The sequence below is a fragment of the Kocuria sp. UCD-OTCP genome, assembly GCF_000349605.1.
Classification (GTDB): domain Bacteria; phylum Actinomycetota; class Actinomycetes; order Actinomycetales; family Micrococcaceae; genus Kocuria; species Kocuria rosea.
Map to the genome: position 1 here is coordinate 104,841 of NZ_AOSQ01000007.1, position 23,508 is coordinate 128,348.

Below are 23,508 nucleotides of genomic sequence, written 5' to 3' on the forward strand. Positions count from 1 at the left end.
CTGCTTCCCACGATAGGTCCGCCGGCCGCGCAGGACCGCACCCGCCGCCCCTCGGTCACGAATGTTAACGCCTTCGTGACCCCCGGCGACGTGGCCGGTGCGTCATCACCCGGGGGTCAGGCAGGCGATGCCGTGGGCGATCGGATAGACCGGGTGCACGCCGTCCCGGAACGGGCGGTCGCTCATCAGCCGGTCGGCGTCCACGGGGATCAGCGTCCCGCCCGTGAGGGGGCACCGCAGGAGCTCGAGCAGACCGGGCGCCAGGGCGACCGCCACGGGGGGGCACCGGCTCCGGCTCGGGCACCGGCATCGCCCAGGGGGCGGGGCGGCGGTCGGCCGGTGCCTCGTGGTGCCGCGCCGGCCGGCTCTCGTGGCGGGTCTCGGTGCGGAGACCGGTGTGGAACTCGGTGTGGAGTTCGTGAGCCGGCTGCGTCGTTGCAGGGACAGTCATGGGGGGACTCCTGGTGCTCCGGGGGGAAGAGCCTTCCGCACCGGACAGGTGCGGTCTGCGGCTCATCCTAGGGGCGGAGCACGGGCACGGTGCGGAACCGGCCGGGGACGCGCGGTTCAGGCCTCGGGCCGGGCGGAGCCCCCGGGCACGGCGGGCCGGCGCAGGTGCGCCCGGTGCAGGGCCGCGGGCACCGGGACGTCGTTCCACGGCACCTCGGGGGCCGGTTCGGGGGCCGGCCGCGGAGCGCGCTCGGGCACGGCCGGGCGGGAGATGCCGGTGGCGGGGCCCCGGGGGTCCTCCGCGCCGGCAGCCCGGGGGTTCTCCGGGGCGGGCACCGAGGGGCGCTGCGGGGCCGTCGTCGGGCCGCCCGGTGCGGCACGCTCCGGGGCACCCGCCCGGCCACCGGTCCGGGGGGTCGTGCGGGGGCTCTCAGGACGCGGCGCGTGCGGTGCCGGGGATGCCGGGGATGCCGGGGAGGAGGGTCGCGGCAGGGAGACGTCGCGCAGCACCGTCCGCGGGCGGTCGCGGACGGTCGCCGGGGGCTCGCCCTCCCGGACCGCCTCCGCCACGGCGCCGATGTCCTCGCGCCGGGCCCGCGCCTCCGGCGGCTCCAGCCGGACCACGCGCCAGCCCCGGGGCACCGTGAGCCGGTCGGCGTGCACGGCGCACAGGTCGTAGGCGTGGGGCTCCGCGTGTCCGGCGATCGGGCCGACCACGGCGGTCGAGTCCGAGTACACGTAGGTCAGGGTCGTGACGGCGTCCCGCCTGCAGGTCTGGCGGGAGCAGAGGCGGGTGGGACTGCCGGAGGAGCTCATGGCCCGAAACTACCTCAGCGGGCGAGACGGCGCAGGCGGCGGCGCTCGCGCTCGGAGAGCCCGCCCCAGATGCCGAACTTCTCGTCCTTGCTCATCGCGTAGTCGAGGCACTCCGCCTGCACGGGGCAGGCCTCGCACACGCGCTTGGCGTCACGCGTGGACCCGCCCTTCTCGGGGAAGAAGGCCTCCGGGTCGGTCTGGGCGCACAGTGCGTCGGTCTGCCACGCGAGCTCGCCCTCGTCCTCGTCCACGGCGTACAGCCCGGCCACGGCGCTCCAGTCGGAGCCCTCGTCGGCCGCCGGTGCATCGAGCAGGTCGAGAGCGGGTGCCGCGCCGGCGCCGGAGAGGTTCTGGACGGCCTCGTGGGCCCGGAGGTAGGCCGTGGCCTGGTCCTCCATGCTCCCGGCCGCCCGGCGGACGTGCCGCTCGGCGGCCCGGGGGTCGACGGGATCGACGAACCAGTCCTCTGGCACCGAGCGCATGCTCAGCCGACGGGCCTCGAGGGGGCTGGATTCCACGACCTGCTGTCGTGCGGCCTCTCCCATGACTTTCCTTCCATCCGACACGATTGCTCGGGTGCGGCGCAGTACGGGGGTCGCCGACCCTGTGCATCCCGGAGAACGTATCCTTGCTGATCGTCTGCCGGACTTCCCAATTACACGTGTGTAACTAGTACGGAGTCAACCCGTCCCGGGTGACCGCCCATGCCACGATATCCGGGAAGAATGTCTTTGGGAGTAGACGTTTTTCCACGTCACGGCCCGATTTTCGACAGGAATGCCGCAGAGGGCGAAGAATGCGACTCTACGCATATGCCGAACCGCCGCCGCGGGCACGGCAGCCACGAGGAGGAACCATGGACACCCCGACCCCCCGATCTGTCCCCCGCTTGGTGGACAAGCTGCGCAGCAGCAGCCGCCCGGCCCTGATCTGGTACGGCCGGGACGGCGAGCGCGTGGAGCTCTCGGGGCGGGTCCTCGACAACTGGGTGGCCAAGACCGCGAACCTGTGGGTGGACGAGCTCGACCTCGAGGCGGGCGACGTCGTGGCCGTCGGCGACGAGGTGCACTGGCGCAGTCTCGCGGCCGTCCTCGGCTCGTGGACCATGGGGGCCGCGGTGCGCGTGGTCGATCCCCGCGAGGACGCGGCGGAGCCCGGGGACCGGGCCGTGGTGGGCCTCGTCGACCCGCAGGGGGCGACGCCCCCGCTGCTGGACCGGGTGCCCGCCGGGGCGCGGGCCGTGGTCCTGGACCGGCCGGCGCTCTCGCTCGGCCACCGCGGCGAGCTGCCGGACGGGGACGTCCTCGACTACTGCGCCGAGGTCCGCTCCCACGCGGACGTCTACGACGGCCTCGAGGAGCCGGCGCCGGACGGTGCCGCGCTCCGGGCCGCGGGCACCGACGACGGCTTCCTGCCGCACGACCGGCTGATGCCGGCCGCGGGCGAGCTCGCGGCCGGGCGGGAGGACGTGTGGGGAACGGCGTCGGCCGTGCACGTGCCGGGCCGGCGGATGGACGCCGAGTTCCTGCTGCGCGTGCTGGCCGTGCTGGCCGGGGGCCGGGCCGCGGTCGTCACGGACCGTCCGGCGGACGCGGCCGACGACGGCTGGCGGTCCGTGCTGACGGCCGAGAACGCCGTCGCGTTCTGAGCGGAACGGCTCAGCGCCCCTCCGCCGCCTCCGTGCTCCCGTGGCTCTCGTGGCTCTCGTGGGTGTCCGAGCCGGGGGCCGCCGCACTCCCCGCGCGGTGCCGGGCGCCCTCCCGGTGGGGGTGCTGGTGCGCGCGGTGGGGGTGCTCGGCGCCCTCCGCGGGCTGGTGACCCGTGATCAGGGCGATCTCGAGGGCCGCGGTGTCCGCGAAGTTGGGGTCCTCGTCGAGCTCCTCGGTGAACACCCAGAAGCGGTAGGCGAAGTACCGGAAGACGGTGCCGAGGATGGTCCCGATGATCGTGCCGGACACGAAGGACGCGTAGGCGCTGGTGAGACCCAGCACGTAGTAGCTGAAGCCGAGGCAGCCGAGCTCGATGGCCATGCCGATGCCGTTGGCCACGAGGAACTGGACCAGCTCGCGGCGCTTGTCCGACTGGCGCTTGTGCCGGAAGGTCCACAGCCGGTTGGCGACCCACGCGAAGACGATGGCCACGGCCGTCGCCACGAACTTCGCCTTGAGGTGGCCGTCCTCGAACACCGTGTGCATCAGGATCCAGGTGAGCGACGCGTTGATCACGAACGCGAGGGCGCCCACGACGCCGAACTTCATGAGTTCCTTGACGAAGAGGTGCCACAGGGCATCGAAACGGTCGACGAGGCGGTTCACGCGGCTTCAGGTCTCCCAGGTGGTGAGGCGGTGGGCGCCGGCCGGCGCGGCGGTCGACGCCCACGGACGAGCGCCCGGGGCGGACCTCGGCACATCCTACCCCGCCCCTCCTGCACGGCACCGGAGAGTTACAGCACAGTCCCCTGGCCGTCGCGGGGCCCGTGCCGGGCAGGTGCCGGGGCCGAGGCGGGAGCACGACGCCGGAGACCAGGCGGCGGGCGGCCCCGGAGGCAGGGCATCCCGGCCCGCCGAGCGGTCCCGGCGGACCGGGATACCCTGGTCGGGTGAATTCTTCTGTGACCGCCCCTGTCGTCGGCGTCGTCGGAGGCGGGCAGCTCGCCCGCATGATGGCGCCCTCCGCCACCGCCCTGGGGATCGAGCTGCGCGTGCTCGCCGAGGGCCCCGACGTCTCGGCGGTCGCCGCCGTGCCCACCGCCCCCGTGGGCGACTACACCGACCTCGACGTGCTGCGCCGGTTCGCCGCGGGCGTCGACGTGCTGACCTTCGACCACGAGCACGTGCCCACCGAGCACCTGCAGACCCTGCTCGCCGAGGGCGTGGACGTCCGCCCGGGCCCGGACGCGCTGGTGCACGCCCAGGACAAGCTGTGGATGCGCGCGGCCGTGGAGCGCCTCGGGCTGCCGAACCCGCGGTGGGAGGCGGTCGCCGACGTCGAGGAGCTGATCGCCTTCGGGGAGCGCACGGGCTGGCCGGTGGTGCTCAAGACCCCGCGCGGCGGCTACGACGGCAAGGGCGTCATGGTGCTCGGCACCGCCGAGGACGCCCGCGGCGCCGAGCCGGCGCAGTGGTTCGCCCGTACGGACGGGCCCCTGCTGGCGGAGGAGAAGGTCGGGTTCTCCCGCGAGCTCTCCGCGCTCGTGGCCCGGACCCCCTCCGGCGAGGTGCGGGCGTGGCCGGTGGTGGAGTCCATCCAGGTGGACGGCGTCTGCGACGAGGTGCTCGCGCCCGCCCCGCAGCTGCGCCCCGAGGTCGCGGCCGCGGCCGCGGACGCCGCCCGGACGCTGGCCACCGAGCTGGGCGTGACCGGCGTGATGGCCGTGGAGCTCTTCGAGACCCCCGGCCGCGGTACCGGGTTCCTGGTCAACGAGCTCGCCATGCGCCCGCACAACTCCGGGCACTGGACCATGGACGGATCCGTGACCAGCCAGTTCGAGCAGCACCTGCGCGCCGTGCTGGACCTCCCGCTCGGGGACACCGGGCTGATCGGCGGGTCCGCGGTGATGAAGAACTACCTGGGCGGGGCGAACCAGGACCTCTTCGGCGCCTACCGGGCGGCCATGGGCGCAGAGCCCCGCGCCAAGATCCACAACTACGGCAAGGCCGTGCGGCCCGGGCGCAAGATCGGCCACGTCAACCTCACCGGCACCGCGGACGAGATCCCGGAGCTGCGCCGGCGGGCCACCCGCGTGGCCGCTGTGCTGCGCGACGGGCAGGCCTGACCCGCGTGCCTCCCACGGCCCGTCCAGCCGGGACGGATAGCGTAGCCCCAGACCGGACCGCGATGGCGGCCCCCACCCGCCGAGCAGCCCAGGAGCACCAGTGAACGAGAAGCAGCAGCCCGTCGTGGGCGTCGTGATGGGCTCGGACTCCGACTGGCCCGTGATGGAGGCCGCCGCCACCGCCCTCGAGGAGTTCGGGATCGCGTACGAGGCCGACGTCGTCTCCGCCCACCGGATGCCCACCGAGATGATCGAGTACGGTCAGCGGGCGCACGAGCGGGGGCTGCGGGTGATCATCGCCGGGGCCGGCGGCGCCGCCCACCTGCCGGGGATGCTCGCCTCGGTGACGCCCCTTCCCGTGATCGGCGTCCCCGTCCCCCTGAAGACCCTCGACGGCATGGACTCGCTGCTGTCGATCGTGCAGATGCCCGCCGGCGTCCCGGTGGCCACCGTGTCCATCGGCGGGGCGCGCAACGCCGGGCTGCTGGCCGCCCGGATCCTCGCCGCCGGCGCGGGCCCGCAGGCCGAGGCCCTGCGCCGGCAGCTCCTGCGCTTCGCCGACGAGCTCCGGGAGACCGCCCACGCCAAGGGCGCCGCCCTGCGCACCCGCCTCGACGGCTGACCCGGGCGCCCGCGCTCCCGCCCTCCCGTCCTTCCCCCTGCCCGCCCTTCCCCGCCGGAGCTGCCCGTGAACAGCCACACCCCCCGCGCTGAGCACGATCCCCGCCCGCCCCACGACCCGTCCGCCGAGGGCTCCCGGTCCCGGGACCTCCCGCCCGACGCCGTGACGGCCGTGCGGGGCGTCGACGACGACGCGGCGAGCCCGCCCCGGCTCACGGATCCGCTGCGCCACCCGCAGCACGCCGGGGACGGCACCCGGGCCCGGCGCGCGTGGACGCTGCTGCTGTCCACGCTCGTGGTCCCCGGCAGCGCGCAGCTCGTCGCGGGCCGGCGGGCCGTCGGCCGGGCGGTCCTCAAGGTCGACGTGGTGGTCTGGGCCGCGGCGGCGCTGGCGCTCCTGTCCCTGGTGCTGTGGCGCACTCCCCTGGTCTGGTTCCTGACGAACTCGTTCACGTCCCTGCTCCTGATCGCCGGGCTCGTGGCCCTGGCGGTGGGATGGGCGCTGCTCTTCTTCGACACCCTCCGGCTCATCCGGCCCGGCCTCCTCGTGCAGCGGACCCGCCGCGCGGTGGCCGCGGCCACCGTGGCGCTCATGCTCGTCACCTCCGGCGGACTGGCCTGGTCCGCCTACCTGCTGTCCGTGACGCGCGGTGCGGTCTCGGACGTCTTCGGGGGCGGGCTGCCCTTCCGGCCCGCGGACGGGCGGTACAACATCCTGCTCATGGGCACCGACTCCGGGGAGGACCGCTCGGGCCGCCGCCCCGACTCGATGACGGTGCTCAGCGTGGACGCCGACTCCGGGCGGACCGTGACCGTCTCCCTGCCGCGCAACCTGCAGAACGCGCCCTTCCCTTCAGACTCGCCGCTGGCCGACGTCTATCCGGAGGGCTTCGACTGCGGCGACGAGTGCATCCTCAACGCCCTCTACACCGACGTCACGAACAACCACGCCGAGCTCTACCCGGACGCCGCGGACCCCGGCGCCGAGGCCATGAAGGACGCCGCCTCGGGCGTCCTCGGCATCGAGGTCCAGGCCTACGCGATCGTCGAGATGAACGGTTTCGAGCAGCTCGTCGACGCCCTCGGCGGGATCACCATCGACGTCGGCGGGCGCGTCCCGATCGGCGGCGGCACCGACCTGGTGACGGGCCTGCCGAACGAGATCTTCGGGTACATCGAGCCTGGCGTCCAGCGCCTGGACGGCTACCACGCCCTCTGGTACGCCCGGTCCCGCGAGGGGGCCACGGACTACGACCGCCAGGCGCGCCAGCGCTGCGTGCAGGCCGCGATGCTCAAGCAGCTCAACCCCGTCAACGTGCTGACCCGGTTCGAGGACCTCGCGAACTCGGGCACACAGGTCGTCGAGACCGACATCCCGCAGAGCCAGATCGGCTCGTTCGTGGACGTGGCGCTGAAGGCCAAGGAGCACGAGCTCGTGCAGTACGCCGCCGGCCCGCCGTACTACGACCCGTCCTTCCCCACCTACCCGGACTTCGACCTGCTGCACGAGGACCTCGACCGGGTGCTCGAAGAGGCCACGGACCGCGGCGCGCGGGACGCGGAGGCCCTGCCGGCCGGCACCCCGGTGGGCTCCGGGATCGCGATGGCCGCCCCCCTCGCGGCGGCGAAGCCCCTCGTGGGGACGCAGGAGCTCACGCCCAACGGCACCTGCTCGGTGCCCTGACCGGCCCGGACCGCGGGGCGCCGGCGGCGCTCCGACGCCCCGGTACAGTGGGGGCGTGGCGAACATACTGCAGTCGAACGCATGGGCCGGATTCCAGCGGAACCTGGGGCACAAGGTGTTCCAGGCCTCCGGGGACGGATGGCGCTACCTCGCGATCCTCGAGGGCGGCCGGACGGGCCGCTACCTCTACTGCCCCTACGGCCCCGAGGCCCGGACCCCGCAGGCCTTCGAAGCCGCGCTCGACGACCTCGCCCGCACCGCCCGGTCCGAGCGCTGCTGGTTCGTGCGGGTGGAGCCCGTCGACGCCGCGGTGACGGACGGGCTCGAGACGCCCGAGGCGTCGTTGCGCCGGCGCGGGCTGCGCCCCGCCCCCCGGCAGGTGCAGCCGGGGCACACCCAGGTCATCGACCTCATCCAGGACGAGGACGCGATCCTCAAGGACATGAAGTCCACCAACCGCAACCTGCACCGCAACATCGCCAAGAAGGGCGTGACCTTCACGACCTCGGCCGACCCCGAGGACGTCGACGTGCTGCTGGGCTTCCTCGAGGCCACGGCCGAGCGCAAGGACTTCGCCCGGCAGCAGGACGCCTATCTGCGCGAGGCCGCCCGCAGCCTCATGCCCGTGGGCGCGGCGGCCCTCTACGTGGCCCGGTTGGACGGGGAGCCCATCGGCGCCTCCCTCGTCTACGACTCCGACGACACCCGCACCTATGCCCACGCCGCGATGGACTTCGAGCACCGCAGGCTCTCGGCGGGGATCCCCCTGGTCGTGCGGATGGTCCTGGACGCCAAGCAGAAGGGCCTGAGCCGTTTCGACCTCTTCGGCACCGCGCCCGAGGACGCCGGCCCGGACCACCCGTGGCACGGCTTCACGAAGTTCAAGAAGTCCTTCGGCGGCCGCCCGGAGTCCTATCCCGGGACCTGGGACCTGCCGCTGAGCCGCGGGAAGTACGCCGCGTACACCGGTGTGCGCGCCGCCCGGGAGGCCGCCGTCTCGGTCCGCAAGAGCCTCCCGGGCCTGACCGGCCGGCTCCGGGAGTCCGTCGCCGGGATGCGCCGCCGGGAGTCCTGAGCGCCCGGTCTCAGCGCCCCGCCGCGTCCCGGAGGGCGGAGATGCTCTCGCCGACCACGCGGCGGGTGAGGTCCCGGGCCCGCCGGGCACGCCCCCGGACGGGACGGGACGCGCCGTCGTCGTCCTCGGGCACGTCGTCCGGCTCCCCGAGGTCGGGGGACCACGCCGGGGCCGGTTCGCCCAGGCCCAGCTCCGCGGCGACCGCGGTCCCCGAGGCCTCGGCGGCGGCCTCGGCGACGTCCTCCGAGAACTCCCCCGCCGGGCCACGGCCCAGGGCCTTCTCCCAGGGGCCCAGCACCGGGCGCTCCGTCGCCGCCAGCTCGCGGACCACGAGCGGCACCTCCGTCTCGTCCGGGTCGCCGCCGTCGAGTCGCTGCACGCGCCGCTTCTGCAGCTCGACGATCCCGGTCAGCAGCAGGGCGTCGTCCACGCCCAGGTCCCGGCCCCGGCGGGTGAAGCCGAGCCGGTAGATCATCGCCAGACCGCGCGTGTGCACGAACCACAGGTAGCCCAGGGCGGCCTCGCGGCCGTCCTCCGCGGCCTCGGTGGCCACGAGCAGCAGCGAGTCCTCGCCCAGGTCCTCCAGCAGCTGGGTGATGAGCCGGGTCCGCAGCCCGATGTTCGCGAGGACCCGGCTGCCCGCCGTGACCTCCCGCACCGTCACGCCCGGGGTGCGCAGTGCCGTGCGGCAGCGGTCCAGGGTGGCCTCCGAGAGCCGCCGCGAGAGGTCCCGCTCGGTCTCCCCGAGCACCACCTCCAGCCGCCGGGGCTCCTCCGGCCCGGCGCCCGCGGCGGGCCTGGTGAACCCGGCGGCCTCCAGCGCCTCCGGGGTGCCGGGCGCGCGCAGGGTGTCGGCCTGGAAGCGCAGCAGGACGGCCGAGTGCTCCTCCCGGGCCCAGTCGGCGAGGGCGGCGGCGACCACGGGCAGGTCCTCGGGCCGGTGGACGTGGCAGTGCACGGTCCCGGCGACCACGCGCTCAGCCTCGGAGCGCAGGTAGAGCTGCGCGTAGCCCACGGTGCGCTGCTCGGCGTCGTGGACCATGACGCGGTCGACCCGGAGACCGGGGCCCTCGGCGGAGACCTGGGCCTCGCCGATGCCCCACAGCTGCTGCGGGTGCCCGCCGGTCACCCGGACGGTGGCGTCCCAGGTCTTGCGGTTGGGACAGGGGCTGACCGTGGTGCTCACGTGGGGATCCTCCTCGTCACCCGGGCGCTCCGCCCCGGCTGGGGGACCGCGGTCGGCGCCCGCAGTTCGGCCTCCAGTCTAGGGCCGGGAGGGGCTGGGAGAGGGGCCGGACACGGTGCGACGGGGACGGGAGGACCCCCGCACCGGAGGTCGGTGCGGGGGTCCTGTCACGGCCGTGCCGGCCGGGCCCGGCGACGGCCCGGTGTCAGGCTCAGCGTCAGGCTCAGTGGCGCGCGTACTTCTCCCACTTGGAGGCCAGGTGCTCGGCCTCGACCATCCGCACGGTCCCGGAGCGGGAGCGCATCACGATGGACTGGGTGGTGATGCGGCGGCCGCGGTAGCGCACGCCGCGCAGCAGGTCCCCGTCGGTGATGCCCGTGGCGGAGAAGAAGCAGTTGTCCGAGGTGACGAGGTCGTCGGTGGTCAGCACCGCGTCCAGGTCCAGTCCGGCGTCGAGGGCCTTCTGGCGCTCGTCGTCGTCGACCGGGGCGAGCCGGCCCTGGATGATGCCGCCGGTGGCCTTGACGGCGCACGCGGTGACGATGCCCTCCGGGGTGCCGCCGATGCCCATCATGACGTCCACGCCGGTGCCCTCGCGGCAGGCCGCGATCGCGCCGGCCACGTCCCCGTCGAGGATCATCCGGGTGCGGGCGCCGGTGGCGCGGATCTCGTCGACGAGCTGCTGGTGGCGAGGGCGGTCCAGCACGCACACGGTGAGCTGGTTGATGTTGACGCCCTTGGCCCTGGCCACGAGGTGCAGGTTCTGCTTGACGGGCAGGCGCAGGTCCACGAAGTCCGCGGCCTCCGGGCCCACCACGAGCTTGTCCATGTAGAAGACGGCGGAGGGGTCGAACATCGACCCGCCGTCGGCCACCGCGATGACGGCCAGGGCGTTGTTCATGCCCAGCGCGGTGAGGCGGGTGCCGTCGATCGGGTCCACGGCGACGTCGGAGGCCGGCCCGGAGCCGTCACCCACCTGCTCCCCGTTGAAGAGCATCGGGGCCTCGTCCTTCTCGCCCTCGCCGATGACCACGGTGCCGTTGAAGTGCACGGTGGAGAGCAGGGACCGCATGGCGTCGACCGCCGCCCCGTCCGCGGCGTTCTTGTCGCCGGCGCCGACCCACTGGCCGCCGGCGATCGCCGCCGCCTCGGTGGTCCGCACCAGCTCCATCGCCAGGTTGCGGTCGGCCACGTTGTTGGTGCGCGCGGGGATCGTTCCGGTGGATTCTTCGGCCACGTTGTTCCTCACCTTCGAGTTCACGTTCTTCGGGACCCCCGGGCCGGGCTCGGCCGCGGGCGCGGTCCACGTCCCGCCCAGCATATCGCCCACGCCTCCGCGGACCGCGACCTGGGCCACATTGCGGCCGGGTGCGTCCGGGCGGGTCCGGCGCGGAGGGAGCGGGGGGCGGCGGACGGAGGGCGGGCGGGCGCGGCGGACAGGGGCCGGCGGACAGGGCACAATGGACGGGTGAGCTCCTCGACCCCCGACCGTCCCGCAGAGCACCCCTCGGCAGAGCACCCCGCGGCCGCGGGCCCCGGCACCGCGCCGGGCTCCGAGGCCGCCGAGGCCCCGGAGCAGCCGCTCCCGCAGATCACGGAGAAGCAGGCCCGGCGGCTCAACGCCCCGGTGCAGGGGATGATCATCTCCATGGCGGTCCTCCTCCTGCTGGTCCTGCCGTTCGTGTGGCTCCAGCCCCGCCCCGACGCCCAGCCGTACCGCCCCGACGTCGACGTCGCCCAGGAGGCGGACTTCGTCGCGGACGAGGCGCCCTTCACCCCGGTCGTGCCGGAGCCGGGCGAGGACTGGACCGCCAACTACGCCCGGTGGAACGGCGGCGCCGCCGAGGGAGTGCCCTTCTGGGAGATCGGCTGGGCCACCCCGCAGGGCAGCTTCATCGGCCTGGTGCAGACGTCCATGGCCAACCCCACGTGGCTGGCCCAGCAGGCCGAGGCCGTCCCCGCCACCGCGACGGTCGACGTGGGCGGCGTGCCGTGGGACGTCCACGTCCGGGAGGAGTCCCGGAACCAGGACGCGCTGACCGTGTACACCGGTGAGGTCAACGGCTCCACCGTCGTGCTCAAGGGCGACGCGTCCGGCGCCGAGCTGGACCGGCTGGCCGCCGCCGTCGCCGAGGACCTCACCGACGCCCCTGCCCCGCGAACCACGGAGATGCCATGACCCCGGACACCCGCCCCGACGACACCTCGCCCCGCACCCCGGCCGCCGCCTGGCAGCGTCTGCGCGAGGGCAACGCCCGCTTCGTGGCGGGCGAGTCCATGCACCCCAACCAGGACGCCTCCCGGCGGCAGTCCGTGGCCGGCGGGCAGAACCCGTTCGCCGTGATCTTCGGCTGCTCGGACTCGCGGCTGGCCGCCGAGATCATCTTCGACCTCGGCCTGGGCGACGCGTTCGTGGTGCGCACCGCCGGGCAGGTCATCGACGACGCCGTGCTCGGCTCGATCGAGTACTCGGTCGCGAACCTCGGCACGCCGCTGATCATGGTCCTCGGCCACGACTCGTGCGGGGCCGTGACCGCCGCGCACAGCGTCGCCGGCTCCGGGCAGATGCCCCGCGGCTTCCAGCGGGACCTCATCGAGCGGATCATGCCCTCCGTGCTCGAGACCCAGCGCCACGGCCACCAGGACGTCAACGCGGCGGTCGTGGAGCACACCAAGCAGACGGCCTCCCGCCTCATGGAGCAGTCCCGGGTGATCGCGGACGCGGTCTCCAACGGCGAGGTCGCGGTGGTCGGCGTCTTCTACCACCTGGAGGACGGCGAGGCGGAGCTCGTCCACGGGCACGGCACCTGGCTTCCGGGCCGCTGAACCGGGCGCCCGGCACGGCGGCCGTCACCCCGGGTCGCCGTGCCGGGCGTCACCCGGCGCTGTCCTAGACTGGCGCCATGGCTGATACCACCGCAGAGACCACCGAGTACCGCATCGAGCACGACACCATGGGCGAGGTCCGCGTTCCCGCGAACGCCCTGTACCGCGCTCAGACCCAGCGTGCGGTCGAGAACTTCCCCATCTCGGGCAAGCCCCTCGAGCCCCAGCACATCGTCGCGCTGGCACAGATCAAGAAGGCCGCCGCCAAGGCGAACGCGGAGCTGGGGGTGCTCGACGACGAGCGCGCCCGCGCCATCGCGGACGCCGCGGACAAGGTCGCCACCGGCGCCTACGACGAGCACTTCCCGATCGACGTCTTCCAGACCGGCTCCGGCACGTCCTCCAACATGAACACCAACGAGGTGCTGGCGACCCTCGCCAACCAGGCGCTCGAGGGCACGGACGTCGAGGTCCACCCCAACGACCACGTCAACGCCTCCCAGTCCTCCAACGACGTCTTCCCGACCTCCGTGCACGTCGCCGTCACGGGCGCGCTGATCAACGACCTGGTCCCGGCCATGACGCAGCTCGCCGAGTCGCTCGAGCGGAAGGCCGCGGAGTTCCAGGACGTCGTGAAGTCCGGCCGCACCCACCTCATGGACGCGACCCCCGTCACCCTGGGCCAGGAGTTCGGCGGCTACGCCGCGCAGGTCCGCTACGGCATCGAGCGGGTCGAGTCCTCGCTGCCGCGGGTGGCCGAGGTCCCGCTGGGCGGCACCGCCGTGGGCACCGGCATCAACACCCCCGCCGGCTTCTCCGCCCGCGTCATCGAGCTGCTCGCCGAGGAGACCGGGCTGCCGATCACCGAGGCCCGCAACCACTTCGAGGCCCAGGCCAACCGGGACGGCCTGGTCGAGGCCTCCGGGCAGCTGCGCAACGTCGCCTACAGCTACATGAAGATCAACAACGACCTGCGCTGGATGGGCTCCGGCCCCAACACCGGCCTCGGCGAGATCCTCATCCCCGACCTCCAGCCCGGCTCCTCGATCATGCCCGGCAAGGTCAACCCGGTGATCTGCGAGTCCACGATCCAGGTCTGCGCGCAGGTGATCGGCAACGACACCACCGTCTCGCTGTCCTCCACCAACGGGGCGTTCGAGCTCAACGTGGGCATCCCGGTCATGGCCTCGGCCCTGCTGGAGTCCATCCGGCTGCTCGCGAACTCCTCGCGCGTGATGGCGGAGAAGATGATCGACGGGCTCGAGGCGAACACGGAGCGCTGCCGCTTCCTCGCCGAGGCGTCCCCGTCCATCGTGACCCCGCTGAACAAGGCCATCGGCTACGAGGCCGCCGCGAAGATCGCCAAGCACTCCGTGGCGAACAAGATGACGGTGCGCGAGGCGACCATCGCCCTCGGCTACGTCGAGAACGGCCAGCTCACCGAGGAGCAGCTGGACCGGGCGCTGGACGTCACCACCATGACGGGCCCCAACACCTGACCCTGCGCTCCCGGCGCACCGAGGGGTCGCGTCCGGACGGAAATGCTGCGACATTCCCTCCGGACGCGACCCCTCGCTGTGTCCGGGCTCAGTTCGCGACCCCTCGCGGCATCCGGGGGCTCAGACCACGAAGCGGGGCGGGCCGCTGTGCGCCCGCGCGGCCCGCAGGCGCTCGAGCTGGTGGGTCGGCATCGGCGGGAGCTCGTCCATGGAGTACCAGCCGACCTCGAGCGACTCGTCGTCGTTGACGCGGGCCTCGCCGGAGACCCAGCGGCAGCGGAAGGTGTGGTCCAGGAACTGGCAGCGGTCCCCGTTGGGGTACTGCACGGGCTCCCCCGCCCTGACCGCCACGAGCTCCTCCACGACGGCGACGACGCCGGTCTCCTCCAGGCACTCGCGCACCGCCGTGACCGCCGGCTCCTCGCCGGGCTCCACGATCCCGCTCACCAGTCCCCAGTTGCCGTTGTCGCTGCGCCGGGCCAGCAGCACCCGGCCGTCCTCGCGCAGCACCACGGCGGTGACGGCGGGCAGCCACAGGAGGTCGTGGCCGATCTTCTGCCGCAGGGACAGGACGAACTCGGGGGTGGGCATGCGGGCTCCTCGTGCGGCGTCTCGGGGTGGGGTCCGGCCCATTCTGACAGGCCGGCGCGCGTCACAGCAGCAGGAGGACCCCGAGGGCCCCGGTGATCATGGCGGGACCGAACGCCACCCGGGAGCGGGCGTCGACCCGGCCGAGCACCACGAGCACCGCCCCGGCCAGACCGCCGAGCACGAACCCGGCCGCCGCCCCCAGCACGGCGTGCCAGACGGAGACGAAGCCCAGGCACATGCCGAGCAGACCGGAGAGCCGGACGTCGCCCATGCCCATCCCGGCCGGGTGGAGCATGCGGAGCAGGACGTAGAGCCCGCCCACGACCACCAGGCCCCACAGCATCCACAGCAGCCGGACCGGCTCGCCGGCCACCACCGCCGCCCCGCCCAGCAGCACCCCGCACACGGGGTACAGCGGGCGCACCACGCGGCCGGGCAGCCGGTGCTCCCGCACGTCGGTGCGCCACAGCCACGCGCACGCGACCACGAGCACGGCGGTGCCGAGCAGTGCGAGCGCCCCGGCGGCCCACCCGGCGGCGTCCCCGCGGGTGAACTGCTCGGTCAGGATGGTGCCCACACCGGGCATCGTAGCCCCGGCCCCGGCCGGGACGGGGCGCCTGTGGACGCGAGGGGCCCTCCCTAGACTGGGGTCATGCACCGCTCCCCCGTCCCCGCGCCCACCGATCAGGACGAGTTCTGCGCGCTCAGCCGCTCCTCCCCGTGGCGCTGGGACACCCTGCGGTTCGTGCTGTCCTGGCCGGCACCCGCGGACGCCGCGCCCCGCCGGCCCGTCCGGGCCTGGGTCCGCCGCCCGGACGGCCTGCGCGTCGAGGCCCTGGACGGCACCCCCCTCTACACGGCCACCACGCGGGAGCAGTCGCGCGACGACTTCTACGTCGCCTCGACCTCGGCCTCGTGGCTGCTCGCGCCGCAGCTGGTGGCCCCGGTGTTCACGGACTCCGGGCTCGTCGAGCGCAGGCCCGAGGCGGCCTACGGGGACCCCGTCTTCGGCGGCGGCCGCTGGCAGGCCATCCTCGACCCCGTCGAGCTGGCCGGGGACGCCCCCGTGCCGCCCTACCTGCCGGAGCGGCGGCCCTGCACGGTCGAGGACGTCCGCACCGGCACCCACCACGGGCGGCCCGTGCGCGGCGCCGTGGTGGTCCCCGGCCACGCCTACACCCCGACGACGCCGGGGCACCCCCTGGCCCCGGCCCGCACCCGGGTGCTCCTGGACGAGCGGACGGCCGTCTGCGTCCGCTCCGAGGTGCTCGAGGGCCCGCTGGCCGGCACGGGCCACGACCTGCGGATCGAGGCCGTGGACGAGTACTTCATCGACGACCTCTTCCGCTCGGTGCCCCTGGACCTCACGGACGTGAGCAGGCACCTGCCCTGGCCCGTCGGCCCCTGAGGCCCCCGGCTCAGCTGTCCAGGTCGCCCAGGACCTCCGTGACCAGGGCGGCGATCGGTGAGCGCTCCGAACGGGTCAGCGTGACGTGGCCGAAGAGCGGGTGGCCCTTGAGCGCCTCGACCACGGCGGTCACGCCGTCGTGGCGGCCGACCCGGAGGTTGTCGCGCTGGGCGACGTCGTGGGTCATGACCACCTTGGAGTTCTGCCCGATCCGGGACAGCACGGTGAGCAGCACGTTCTTCTCGAGGGACTGCGCCTCGTCCACGATCACGAAGGCGTCGTGCAGGGACCGGCCGCGGATGTGCGTCAGGGGCAGCACCTCGAGCATGCCCCGGTCGAGCACCTCCTCGACGACCTCCTGCGAGACCAGCGCCCCGAGGGTGTCGAACACCGCCTGGCCCCACGGGTTCATCTTCTCCTCCTCGGAGCCGGGCAGGTAGCCGAGCTCCTGGCCGCCCACGGCGTAGAGGGGACGGAAGACCATGACCTTGCGGTGCTCCCGGCGCTCCATCACCGTCTCCAGGCCCGCGCACAGGGCCAGGGCGGACTTGCCGGTGCCGGCGCGCCCGCCCAGCGACACGATGCCCACCTCGGGGTCCAGCAGGAGATCGATCGCGAGCCGCTGCTCGGCGGAGCGCCCGTGCACGCCGAAGACGTCCCGGTCCCCGCGCACCACCCGGGCGGAGCCGTCGGCGCGGACCCGGGCCAGGGCGCTGCCGCGCACGGAGTGCAGGGTCAGGCCCGTGTTGGCCGGCAGCCCCTCGGCGCCCGGGACCACGACGGCCTCGCCGCCGTAGAGCCGGTCCACCACGTCGTCGGGGACCTCGAGGGCCGCGGTCCCGGACCACTCGACGTCGGAGCCGACCCACTCGGCCCGGTACTCCTCGGCCTCCAGGCCCAGGGCGGAGGCCTTGACCCGCATGGGCAGGTCCTTGGAGACGATGCACACGTCCTTGCCCTCGTTGGCGAGGCTCAGCGCCACCGCCAGGATCAGGGAGTCGTTGTCCTTGAGCCGGAAGCTCACCGGCAGGACGGTGTCCGAGACGTGGTTGAGCTCCACCACCAGGCTCCCGCCCTGGTCCCCGAGGGGCACGGGCCGGTTGAGCCCGCCGTGCTCCACGCGCAGGTCGTCCAGCAGCCGCAGGGCCTGCCGGGCGAAGTAGCCCAGCTCCGGGTCGTGCCGCTTGCCCTCCAGCTCGGTGATGACGATGACGGGCAGCACCACCTGGTGCTCGGCGAAGCGCAGGATCGCCCGGGGGTCCGACAGCAGCACCGAGGTGTCGATCACGTAGGAGCGCACCCCGGCGCCCAGGGGGGCGGAGATGTCGGTGATGCGCTCCTGCTTCTTGGAGATGCTCATGGTGGCCCTTCCTCCTCGGTCCGGCGGGCGGCGTCAGCGCCGTCCGCCTGAGGACAACGTATGCGGACCGGACCCGCCGCGCGAGCAGAAACGGTGAACGGCGCACAAATTGCCAGCGACCGCCCCGGACGTGCCCGGCGCCGCGACCGGGGACGGCGTCCGGGACGACGACGGGCGGGGTCCGGTGGGCTCAGCCGCCGAAGCGCCGCTGCCGCGAGGCGTAGTCCCGCAGCGCCCGCAGGAAGTCGACGCGCCGGAAGTCCGGCCACAGCGCCTCGCAGAAGTAGTACTCGCTGTAGGCGGACTGCCACATGAGGAACCCGGACAGCCGCTGCTCGCCCGAGGTGCGGATCAGCAGGTCCGGGTCCGGCTGCCCGCGCGTGTAGAGGTGCTGGGAGATGTCCTCCACGGACAGGCTCTGCGCGAGCTCCCGGACGTCCGCGCCGGCGTCGAGGGCATCGGTGAGGACCTCCCGCACCGCGTCCACGATCTCCTGCCGGCCCCCGTAGCCGACCGCGATGTTCAGGTGCGGGCCGGCGTTGCCCGCGGTGCGCTCCGTGAGGTCGGCCAGGCACGCCGCGAGCTGCGGCGGCAGCATCTCGAGGGCGCCGACGGGCTGGACCCGGCAGATGCCCGTCTCGGTGAGCGTGTCCATGAGATCGGAGATGATCTCGAGCAGGGGTTCCAGCTCCGCGGCCGGGCGCTTGAGGTTCTCGGTCGAGAGGATGTAGAGGGTGACCACCTCGATGTCCAGCTCCCGGCACCAGCCGAGGAACTCGACGATCTTCTGAGCGCCCGCCTTGTGCCCGTCCGCGGTCGAGGCGCCGAACTGCTTGGCCCACCGCCGGTTGCCGTCCACGAGGACGCCGACGTGCTTGGGCAGCCGCCGCGGATCGAGCTCGGCGGAGAGCCGGCGCTCGTAGAACCGGTAGAGCGGCCGTGGCTTGGGCATCTGTGCTTCCTCCCGGGTTCTCGCGCACGGTGTCGGGGGTCGGGCCGGACGTGGTGGGGGCCACGGTGCCGGGCGTGGTGGTGGTCACGGACCCGGCCGGCTCTCGGCGACGCCTCCTAAACTACCCGGTGGGAGACCGGACGGACTCACGCACAGCACGCCGGGAGGAACATGATGGAGCACACGCACAGCGCCGCCCGCCGGGCCGCCGGCCGCGTCGAGGAGGCGGTCGAGCACGGGATCGAGGGACTCGTGGAGCGCAAGCCCGCGTGGCGGGGCTGGATCCACGCGAGTTTCACGCCCGTCGTCGTCGCCCTGGGTCTCGTGGCGATCCTGCTGGCGCCCAGCACCGAGCTGCGGATCGCGTGCGCCGTGTACGGCGTGACGGGCATCCTGCTGTTCGGCGTGTCGGCGATCTACCACCGCGCCTACTGGCCCCGTCGGTTGCACATGGTCCTGCGCCGGATGGACCACTCGAACATCGCGCTGCTGATCGCCGGCACCTACACCCCGCTGGCGGTCGCGCTGCTGGACCCGCCGCAGTCCCGGCTGCTGCTGGTCGTGATCTGGTCCTGCGCCGCCGGTCTGGTGCTCTTCCGGCTGCTGTGGACCCTGGCGCCCCGCTGGCTGTACACGCCGCTGTACGTGGTGATGGGCTGCCTGGCCCTCTTCTACCTGCCGCAGTTCTGGCAGATCAGCCCCCCGGCGGCCGCGCTGACCGCCGCCGGCGGCATCGCCTACATCACCGGCGCCGTGGTCTACGGCACCCGGCGGCCGCGCCTGCTCCCCGAGGTGTTCAGCTTCCACGAGGTCTTCCACGCCTTCACGGTGCTGGGCTTCGTGCTGCACTACGTGGCGATCATGCTCGCGATGCTCCGCTGAGCGGCTCCGCCCCGCCCACCCGCTCACCGGGCTCCGCGGGCCCCGGGGGCCGCGCCTGCGGGGCCGGGCTCTTGCCTCAGCCGCGCGGGGCGGGCCCCTCCGGCTCCTCGGCCCGCGCCGCCGGCCCTCCCCCGGCCCGGTCGCCGTCGGCGCCGGTCCTGGCGTCGGCGCCGTCCGTCCCGGCGCTGTCGGTCCCGGCGGGGCCGCCGGCCCGCTCCTCCGCGGCGCGGCGCTCGGCGTACTCCGCGCGGTAGCGCAGCCGCCGGTTGCGGCGGTTGAAGTCGCGCACGAGGAAGATGACGGCCACGGCCAGCAGCAGCGTCATGAGGAACCCCAGCATCCCGGGGGTCACCTGGCTCGGGTCCAGGCCGGGGCGCAGCGTGCCCTCGTCGATCGGGTTGGGCGCCATCGCCGGCAGCAGGGCGAGCACGTTCAGCACGGTGGTCATCCCGGCGCTCAGCCCACGATCCCGGCGAACAGGTCGTGCTCCGGCAGGTCGGTCGGCACCCGGGACTCCGCCAGGACGTAGTCCTCCCACGGCCACACCTGGGACTGCAGCTCGGCGGAGACGGCGAAGAACATCCCGTCCGGCGCCACCTGGGTCCGGTGGCTGCGCAGCGCCTCGTCCCGCAGCGCGAACGTGTCCGGGCAGCGCACCTTGGTGGTGGTCTCGTGCCGGGGGGCCGGCGGGCGGTGGCCCTCCGGGTCGCTCTCCTGCAGCATCGCGATCCGGGCCGCGTACGGGGACTGCAGGCCGCGCTCCTCGAGGGCCTCGTGCAGGGCCACGAAGCGCTCCAGGTTGAAGGCCCGGTCGTAGTAGAGCTTCTGCGGGGTCCACGGCTCGCCGAGGCCGGGGTACCGCTCGGGGTCGCCGGCGGCGCGGAACGCCTCGACGGAGACGTTGTGCGTCTGGATGTGGTCCGGGTGCGGGTAGCCGCCGTTCTCGTCGTAGGTCAGGATCACGTGCGGGCGGAACCGGCGCACGAGCCGGACCAGGGGCGCGGCGGCGCGCTCGAGCGGCTGCAGGGCGAAGCAGCCCCACGGCAGCGGCGGCAGGGGGTCCCCCTCGGGCAGCCCCGAGTCCATGAAGCCGAGCCAGCGGTGGTCGACGTCCAGCGCGGCGGCCGCCTGCGCCATCTCGTGCCGCCGCAGACCGGTCAGGTCCCGCTCGGCGTGCGGGTGGCCCTCCATCTCGGCGTTGAGGATCGAGCCCCGCTCCCCACCGGTGCACGTGGCCACCATGACCTCGACCCCCTGCCGGACGTAGTGGGCCATGGTCGCGGCGCCCTTGCTCGACTCGTCGTCGGGGTGGGCGTGGACGGCCAGCAGGCGCATCTCTGACAGGGAGGTCACTCGGGGGGTCCTCTCGGGAACGGTCGGGGAGTCGGGGAAGCGGCCGGTGCGGGCACGGGCCGCGGCCCATTTTACGCGTTCGCCGGGCGGTCCTGCGCCCGGGGTGCTCCCAGGGGCCTCGGCTACAGTGGTCGGGCGGTCGCCGGGCCCGGCGCCGCCCCCTTGCCCCCGAGACCCGAGGCCGCCGTGTCCACCGACTCCCCAGACCTGCTCCGCGACCGCTACGGAGCCCCCCGCCGCGAGCGCCGGATCGGGACGCGCGGCTGGATCGGTCTCGCCCTGGCGGCCACCCTGGTCACCGCCGTCTTCGTCGTCTGGGTGGTCACGGCGCGGCAGAGCGCCCCCACGTTCAAGGACATCGGCTTCGAGGTGGTCTCGGAGGCGCGGGCCACGGCGGACTTCGAGCTCACCAAGCGTCCCGAGGACGTCGTCACGTGCGCGGTGCAGGCCCTCAACCAGGAGTACGCCGTGGTGGGCTGGTCCGAGGTGACCATCGGGGCCGTGCCCGAGGACCGCCTGGGCGACGGCGGGACGAGCTCCCACCGCGCGGCCGTGCGCACCACCAACCTGGCGACCACCGCGGTCGTGGACTCCTGCTGGCTCGAGGACTGAGCCCCCGGCGGTCGTCCCGCCCGTGTGTCGCCGCCGCCGTCGGGCCTTTGGGCTTGTCCGCCCGCCCCGCCTAGACTGGGCAGCAGGACTCCCCGTCCCCGGCAGCCGGACACCGTCCGAAACGGACGACCCGCACCGGGGCGGGGTCTTTGCGTAGCGGACCCCCGCACCGCCGGCGGCCCCCACGCCGTCGTCCCGGTCCGCCGCGGACCCGCCCGGACCCCGGGAGGACTGCCGCGGCCCGACCGACCGTTCACCGAGGAGAGATTGTGACCACCACGAACAAGACCGGCGCCTGGCTGACCCAGGAGGCCTACGACCGCCTGAAGAAGGAGCTCGACCACATCTCCGGCCCGTACCGGCACGAGATCGTGGAGCGCATCGACCAGGCGCGCTCGGAGGGCGACCTCAAGGAGAACGGCGGCTACCACGCCGCCCGCGAGGAGCAGAGCAAGAACGAGGGGCGCATCGTCCACCTCAAGAACCTGCTCGAGAACGCCCAGGTCGGCGAGGCCCCTGCCGACGACGGGGTCGTGGAGGCCGGCATGGTCGTCACCGCGGAGATCGCGGGCGAGGCGATGACCTTCCTCATCGGCTCCCGCGAGGTGGCCGAGGACCTGGCCGCCGGCAGTGAGCTGGAGGTCTTCTCCGAGAAGTCCCCGATGGGCTCCGCGATCTCCGGCCACCGGGTCGGTGACGAGCTGTCCTACACCGCCCCCAACGGCAAGGAGATCCCGGTCAAGATCCTGGACGCCAAGCCGTTCAAGGTCTGAGGCTCCCGTGACGACCCACTGGTTGCGCAGCCCCGGCCCCGGCACCAAGGCGCTGATGGTCCTGACGGCGGTGCTCGGGGTCGTGGCCGTGGTGCTGCACTTCGCGGGTCAGGGCGACCCCGCCGCGAGCGCCCCCGGCAGCCTGCGCAACGTCTTCGTCTTCGCGACGTTCGTCAGCGCGTTCGTCACCTACCTCACCGGCCGGCGCCGCACCTGACGCCGCCCCCGGACGACACCGGCGCCGGTCCCCGCGGGGACCGGCGCCGTCGTCGTCGGGGGCCGGGACCGGTGCCCGGCGGCGGTCAGTGCACGACGACGGGGTGGTAGCCCTCCGCCTCGAGCGCCCGGAGGATCTGGCGGCAGTGCTCGTGCCCCTTGGTCTCCATGTCGATGGTGATGGACACGTCCCCCAGGCTGAGGGAGCCGCCGATCCGGGTGTGGTCCACGCCGGTGACGTTGGCGTCCTGGACGGCGATGAGCTCGGAGATGCGGGCGAGCTCGCCCGGGCGGTCGGTGAGCATCATCTTGATGGTCATGTACCGGCCGGCGGCGGAGAGCCCCCGCTGGATGACCTTGAGCATGAGCATGGGGTCGACGTTGCCGCCCGAGAGCACCACCACGGTGTTGCCGAGGTCCGGGTACGCGGCCTGCAGGCGGCCGTCCAGGAGGGCCGCGACGCCGACGGCGCCGGCCGGCTCCACCACGAGCTTGTTGCGCTCGAGCAGGAAGATCAGCGCCTGGGCGAGGGAGTCCTCGGAGACCGTCACGACGTCGTCGGTGAGCTCCTTGATGATGCTGAACGGCAGCTGCCCGGGCTTGCCCACGGCGATGCCGTCGGCGATGGTCGAGACCCGGTCGAGGGTCACGAGCGCGTCCCCCGCGAGGGACGGCGGGTAGGCGGCGGCGTTCTCCGCCTGCACGCCGATGAGCCGGATCGGCCGGCCGAGCTGCTCGGCGCGGGCCTTGACCGCCACGGCCATGCCGGCGAGCAGCCCCCCGCCGCCCACCCCGGTGATGACGGTGTCGACGTCGGGCACCTGCTCGAGCACCTCGAGGCCGAGCGTGCCCTGCCCGGCCACGATGTCCGGGTGGTCGAAGGGGTGGACGAACACCGCCCCGGTCGCGGTGGCGTGGCGCTGGGCCTCGGCGAGGGCCTCGTCCACGCTGGTGCCGTGCAGGATCACCTCGGCGCCGTGGTCCTGGGTCGCGGCGATCTTGGGCAGGGCCGCGCCCAGCGGCATGTAGATGCGGGCGGTGATGCCCAGCTTGGCGGCGGCGAGGGCGACCCCCTGCGCGTGGTTGCCGGCGGAGGCCGCCACGACACCTCGGGCCTTCTCCTCGTCGGTGAGCTTGGCCATCCGCACGTAGGCGCCGCGGACCTTGAAGGAGCCCGCGCGCTGCAGGTTCTCGGCCTTGAGGTTGACCTCGGAGCCGATGAGCCGGGAGAGCGCCCGGGAGTGGGTCACCGGGGTCCGGTCGATCACGCCCTCGAGGAGCGTGGCGGCGTCCTGGATGTCGGCGAGACGGACGGGCAGTTCGGCCAGGCTCACGGTGCGTCTTCTTTCCCGGTCGGTGCGTCGGTGCGGGGCCGTGCGGGACCCGCTGGGTCGTGCCACGTTTTCGAACTGCTTTTGCTGCCGCACCA

General features: G+C 73.8%; 26 protein-coding genes. 13 read left to right on the forward strand and 13 right to left on the reverse strand.

Features of this window, described 5'->3' with window-relative positions; translation table 11 throughout:
- Positions 1–105: 105 nt before the first annotated feature.
- From H488_RS37370 to H488_RS35965, 3 genes are all read right to left on the reverse strand, one after another.
- Complete coding sequence (locus H488_RS37370) at positions 106–276, reverse strand: hypothetical protein (RefSeq protein ID WP_017832393.1); 171 nt, start codon at positions 274–276, stop codon at positions 106–108.
- A gap of 291 nt (positions 277–567) precedes the next feature.
- On the reverse strand, positions 568–1,266 hold the full coding sequence (locus tag H488_RS38390; RefSeq protein ID WP_017832394.1) for a DUF3499 family protein: 699 nt from the start codon (positions 1,264–1,266) through the stop codon (positions 568–570).
- A 14-nt stretch (positions 1,267–1,280) separates the two neighbouring features.
- A complete protein-coding gene (locus H488_RS35965) occupies positions 1,281–1,811 on the reverse strand; it encodes a WhiB family transcriptional regulator (RefSeq protein WP_017832395.1) in 531 nt (176 codons plus the stop codon).
- A 311-nt stretch (positions 1,812–2,122) separates the two neighbouring features.
- Between H488_RS35965 and H488_RS0117985 the strand changes: the two genes are divergently transcribed.
- Positions 2,123–2,914 carry a TIGR03089 family protein gene (locus tag H488_RS0117985; RefSeq protein WP_126349935.1) on the forward strand — a complete coding sequence of 264 codons (792 nt, stop codon included), beginning with the start codon at positions 2,123–2,125 and terminating at the stop codon, positions 2,912–2,914.
- Between the two features lie 10 nt (positions 2,915–2,924).
- On the opposite strand, the gene H488_RS22700 is transcribed toward H488_RS0117985, so the two are convergent.
- Positions 2,925–3,581 (reverse strand): GtrA family protein, encoded by a 657-nt coding sequence (locus H488_RS22700; protein WP_017832397.1) that lies wholly within the window; start codon positions 3,579–3,581, stop codon positions 2,925–2,927.
- A gap of 344 nt (positions 3,582–3,925) precedes the next feature.
- Here H488_RS22700 and H488_RS22705 point away from each other — a divergent pair, with 344 nt between their 5' ends.
- The 4 genes from H488_RS22705 to H488_RS22720 all read left to right on the forward strand — a co-directional run bounded on the left by H488_RS22705 (position 3,926) and on the right by H488_RS22720 (position 8,421).
- Complete coding sequence (locus H488_RS22705) at positions 3,926–5,041, forward strand: 5-(carboxyamino)imidazole ribonucleotide synthase (RefSeq protein ID WP_051063720.1); 1,116 nt, start codon at positions 3,926–3,928, stop codon at positions 5,039–5,041.
- 136 nt (positions 5,042–5,177) lie between these two features.
- Positions 5,178–5,663 (forward strand): 5-(carboxyamino)imidazole ribonucleotide mutase, encoded by a 486-nt coding sequence (gene purE / locus H488_RS22710; RefSeq protein ID WP_051063721.1) that lies wholly within the window; start codon positions 5,178–5,180, stop codon positions 5,661–5,663.
- Positions 5,664–5,729: 66 nt separating this feature from the next.
- Positions 5,730–7,346 (forward strand): LCP family protein, encoded by a 1,617-nt coding sequence (locus H488_RS22715; protein ID WP_017832400.1) that lies wholly within the window; start codon positions 5,730–5,732, stop codon positions 7,344–7,346.
- A gap of 55 nt (positions 7,347–7,401) precedes the next feature.
- Complete coding sequence (locus H488_RS22720) at positions 7,402–8,421, forward strand: lipid II:glycine glycyltransferase FemX (RefSeq protein WP_031282466.1); 1,020 nt, start codon at positions 7,402–7,404, stop codon at positions 8,419–8,421.
- Between the two features lie 10 nt (positions 8,422–8,431).
- Here H488_RS22720 and H488_RS22725 read toward each other — a convergent pair whose 3' ends face one another.
- Together H488_RS22725 and glpX are read right to left on the reverse strand one after the other, a co-directional pair.
- Positions 8,432–9,607 (reverse strand): hypothetical protein, encoded by a 1,176-nt coding sequence (locus H488_RS22725; protein WP_017832402.1) that lies wholly within the window; start codon positions 9,605–9,607, stop codon positions 8,432–8,434.
- Between the two features lie 223 nt (positions 9,608–9,830).
- Positions 9,831–10,778 (reverse strand): class II fructose-bisphosphatase, encoded by a 948-nt coding sequence (glpX, locus tag H488_RS22730; protein ID WP_109222828.1) that lies wholly within the window; start codon positions 10,776–10,778, stop codon positions 9,831–9,833.
- A 297-nt stretch (positions 10,779–11,075) separates the two neighbouring features.
- Between glpX and H488_RS22735 the strand changes: the two genes are divergently transcribed.
- The 3 genes from H488_RS22735 (at position 11,076) to H488_RS22745 (ending at position 13,932) form a co-directional block, all read left to right on the forward strand.
- A complete protein-coding gene (locus tag H488_RS22735) occupies positions 11,076–11,786 on the forward strand; it encodes a DUF4245 domain-containing protein (RefSeq protein ID WP_017832404.1) in 711 nt (236 codons plus the stop codon).
- Entirely contained in the window at positions 11,783–12,433 is a 651-nt protein-coding gene (locus H488_RS22740; protein WP_017832405.1) for a carbonic anhydrase, read from the forward strand. Before H488_RS22735 ends, H488_RS22740 begins: the two co-directional genes overlap by 4 nt.
- 77 nt (positions 12,434–12,510) lie before the next feature.
- Positions 12,511–13,932, forward strand: coding sequence for a class II fumarate hydratase (locus H488_RS22745; RefSeq protein WP_017832406.1), 1,422 nt, complete (start codon positions 12,511–12,513; stop codon positions 13,930–13,932).
- A 120-nt stretch (positions 13,933–14,052) separates the two neighbouring features.
- On the opposite strand, the gene H488_RS22750 is transcribed toward H488_RS22745, so the two are convergent.
- Complete coding sequence (locus H488_RS22750) at positions 14,053–14,523, reverse strand: NUDIX hydrolase (RefSeq protein ID WP_017832407.1); 471 nt, start codon at positions 14,521–14,523, stop codon at positions 14,053–14,055.
- A gap of 61 nt (positions 14,524–14,584) precedes the next feature.
- Complete coding sequence (locus H488_RS22755; RefSeq protein WP_150110290.1) at positions 14,585–15,109, reverse strand: prepilin peptidase; 525 nt, start codon at positions 15,107–15,109, stop codon at positions 14,585–14,587.
- 66 nt (positions 15,110–15,175) lie between these two features.
- On the opposite strand from H488_RS22755, the gene H488_RS22760 reads away from it, so the two are divergent.
- Positions 15,176–15,931: a hypothetical protein gene (locus tag H488_RS22760; RefSeq protein ID WP_017832409.1), complete on the forward strand. Its 756-nt coding sequence runs from the start codon at positions 15,176–15,178 to the stop codon at positions 15,929–15,931.
- Positions 15,932–15,941: 10 nt separating this feature from the next.
- Here H488_RS22760 and H488_RS22765 read toward each other — a convergent pair whose 3' ends face one another.
- Together H488_RS22765 and H488_RS22770 are read right to left on the reverse strand one after the other, a co-directional pair.
- A complete protein-coding gene (locus tag H488_RS22765; protein ID WP_017832410.1) occupies positions 15,942–17,291 on the reverse strand; it encodes a PhoH family protein in 1,350 nt (449 codons plus the stop codon).
- Between the two features lie 190 nt (positions 17,292–17,481).
- Positions 17,482–18,243 carry an isoprenyl transferase gene (locus H488_RS22770; RefSeq protein ID WP_017832411.1) on the reverse strand — a complete coding sequence of 254 codons (762 nt, stop codon included), beginning with the start codon at positions 18,241–18,243 and terminating at the stop codon, positions 17,482–17,484.
- Between the two features lie 174 nt (positions 18,244–18,417).
- Between H488_RS22770 and trhA the strand changes: the two genes are divergently transcribed.
- Complete coding sequence (gene trhA / locus H488_RS22775; protein ID WP_017832412.1) at positions 18,418–19,125, forward strand: PAQR family membrane homeostasis protein TrhA; 708 nt, start codon at positions 18,418–18,420, stop codon at positions 19,123–19,125.
- 76 nt (positions 19,126–19,201) lie between these two features.
- Here the strand turns inward: trhA and H488_RS22780 are convergent, their stop codons facing one another.
- Positions 19,202–19,573 carry a hypothetical protein gene (locus H488_RS22780; RefSeq protein ID WP_017832413.1) on the reverse strand — a complete coding sequence of 124 codons (372 nt, stop codon included), beginning with the start codon at positions 19,571–19,573 and terminating at the stop codon, positions 19,202–19,204.
- 8 nt (positions 19,574–19,581) lie between these two features.
- On the reverse strand, positions 19,582–20,460 hold the full coding sequence (gene mca, locus H488_RS22785; RefSeq protein ID WP_031282471.1) for a mycothiol conjugate amidase Mca: 879 nt from the start codon (positions 20,458–20,460) through the stop codon (positions 19,582–19,584).
- A 204-nt stretch (positions 20,461–20,664) separates the two neighbouring features.
- Between mca and H488_RS22790 the strand changes: the two genes are divergently transcribed.
- The 3 genes from H488_RS22790 (at position 20,665) to H488_RS22800 (ending at position 22,080) form a co-directional block, all read left to right on the forward strand.
- Positions 20,665–21,090 carry a DUF4307 domain-containing protein gene (locus H488_RS22790; RefSeq protein ID WP_017832415.1) on the forward strand — a complete coding sequence of 142 codons (426 nt, stop codon included), beginning with the start codon at positions 20,665–20,667 and terminating at the stop codon, positions 21,088–21,090.
- Between the two features lie 269 nt (positions 21,091–21,359).
- Positions 21,360–21,863, forward strand: a complete 504-nt coding sequence (greA, locus tag H488_RS22795) for a transcription elongation factor GreA (protein WP_017832416.1) — start codon at positions 21,360–21,362, stop codon at positions 21,861–21,863.
- 7 nt (positions 21,864–21,870) lie between these two features.
- Positions 21,871–22,080: a hypothetical protein gene (locus tag H488_RS22800; protein WP_017832417.1), complete on the forward strand. Its 210-nt coding sequence runs from the start codon at positions 21,871–21,873 to the stop codon at positions 22,078–22,080.
- Between the two features lie 85 nt (positions 22,081–22,165).
- Here H488_RS22800 and ilvA read toward each other — a convergent pair whose 3' ends face one another.
- Complete coding sequence (ilvA, locus tag H488_RS22805; protein ID WP_017832418.1) at positions 22,166–23,413, reverse strand: threonine ammonia-lyase; 1,248 nt, start codon at positions 23,411–23,413, stop codon at positions 22,166–22,168.
- Between the last annotated feature and the right edge of the window lie 95 nt (positions 23,414–23,508).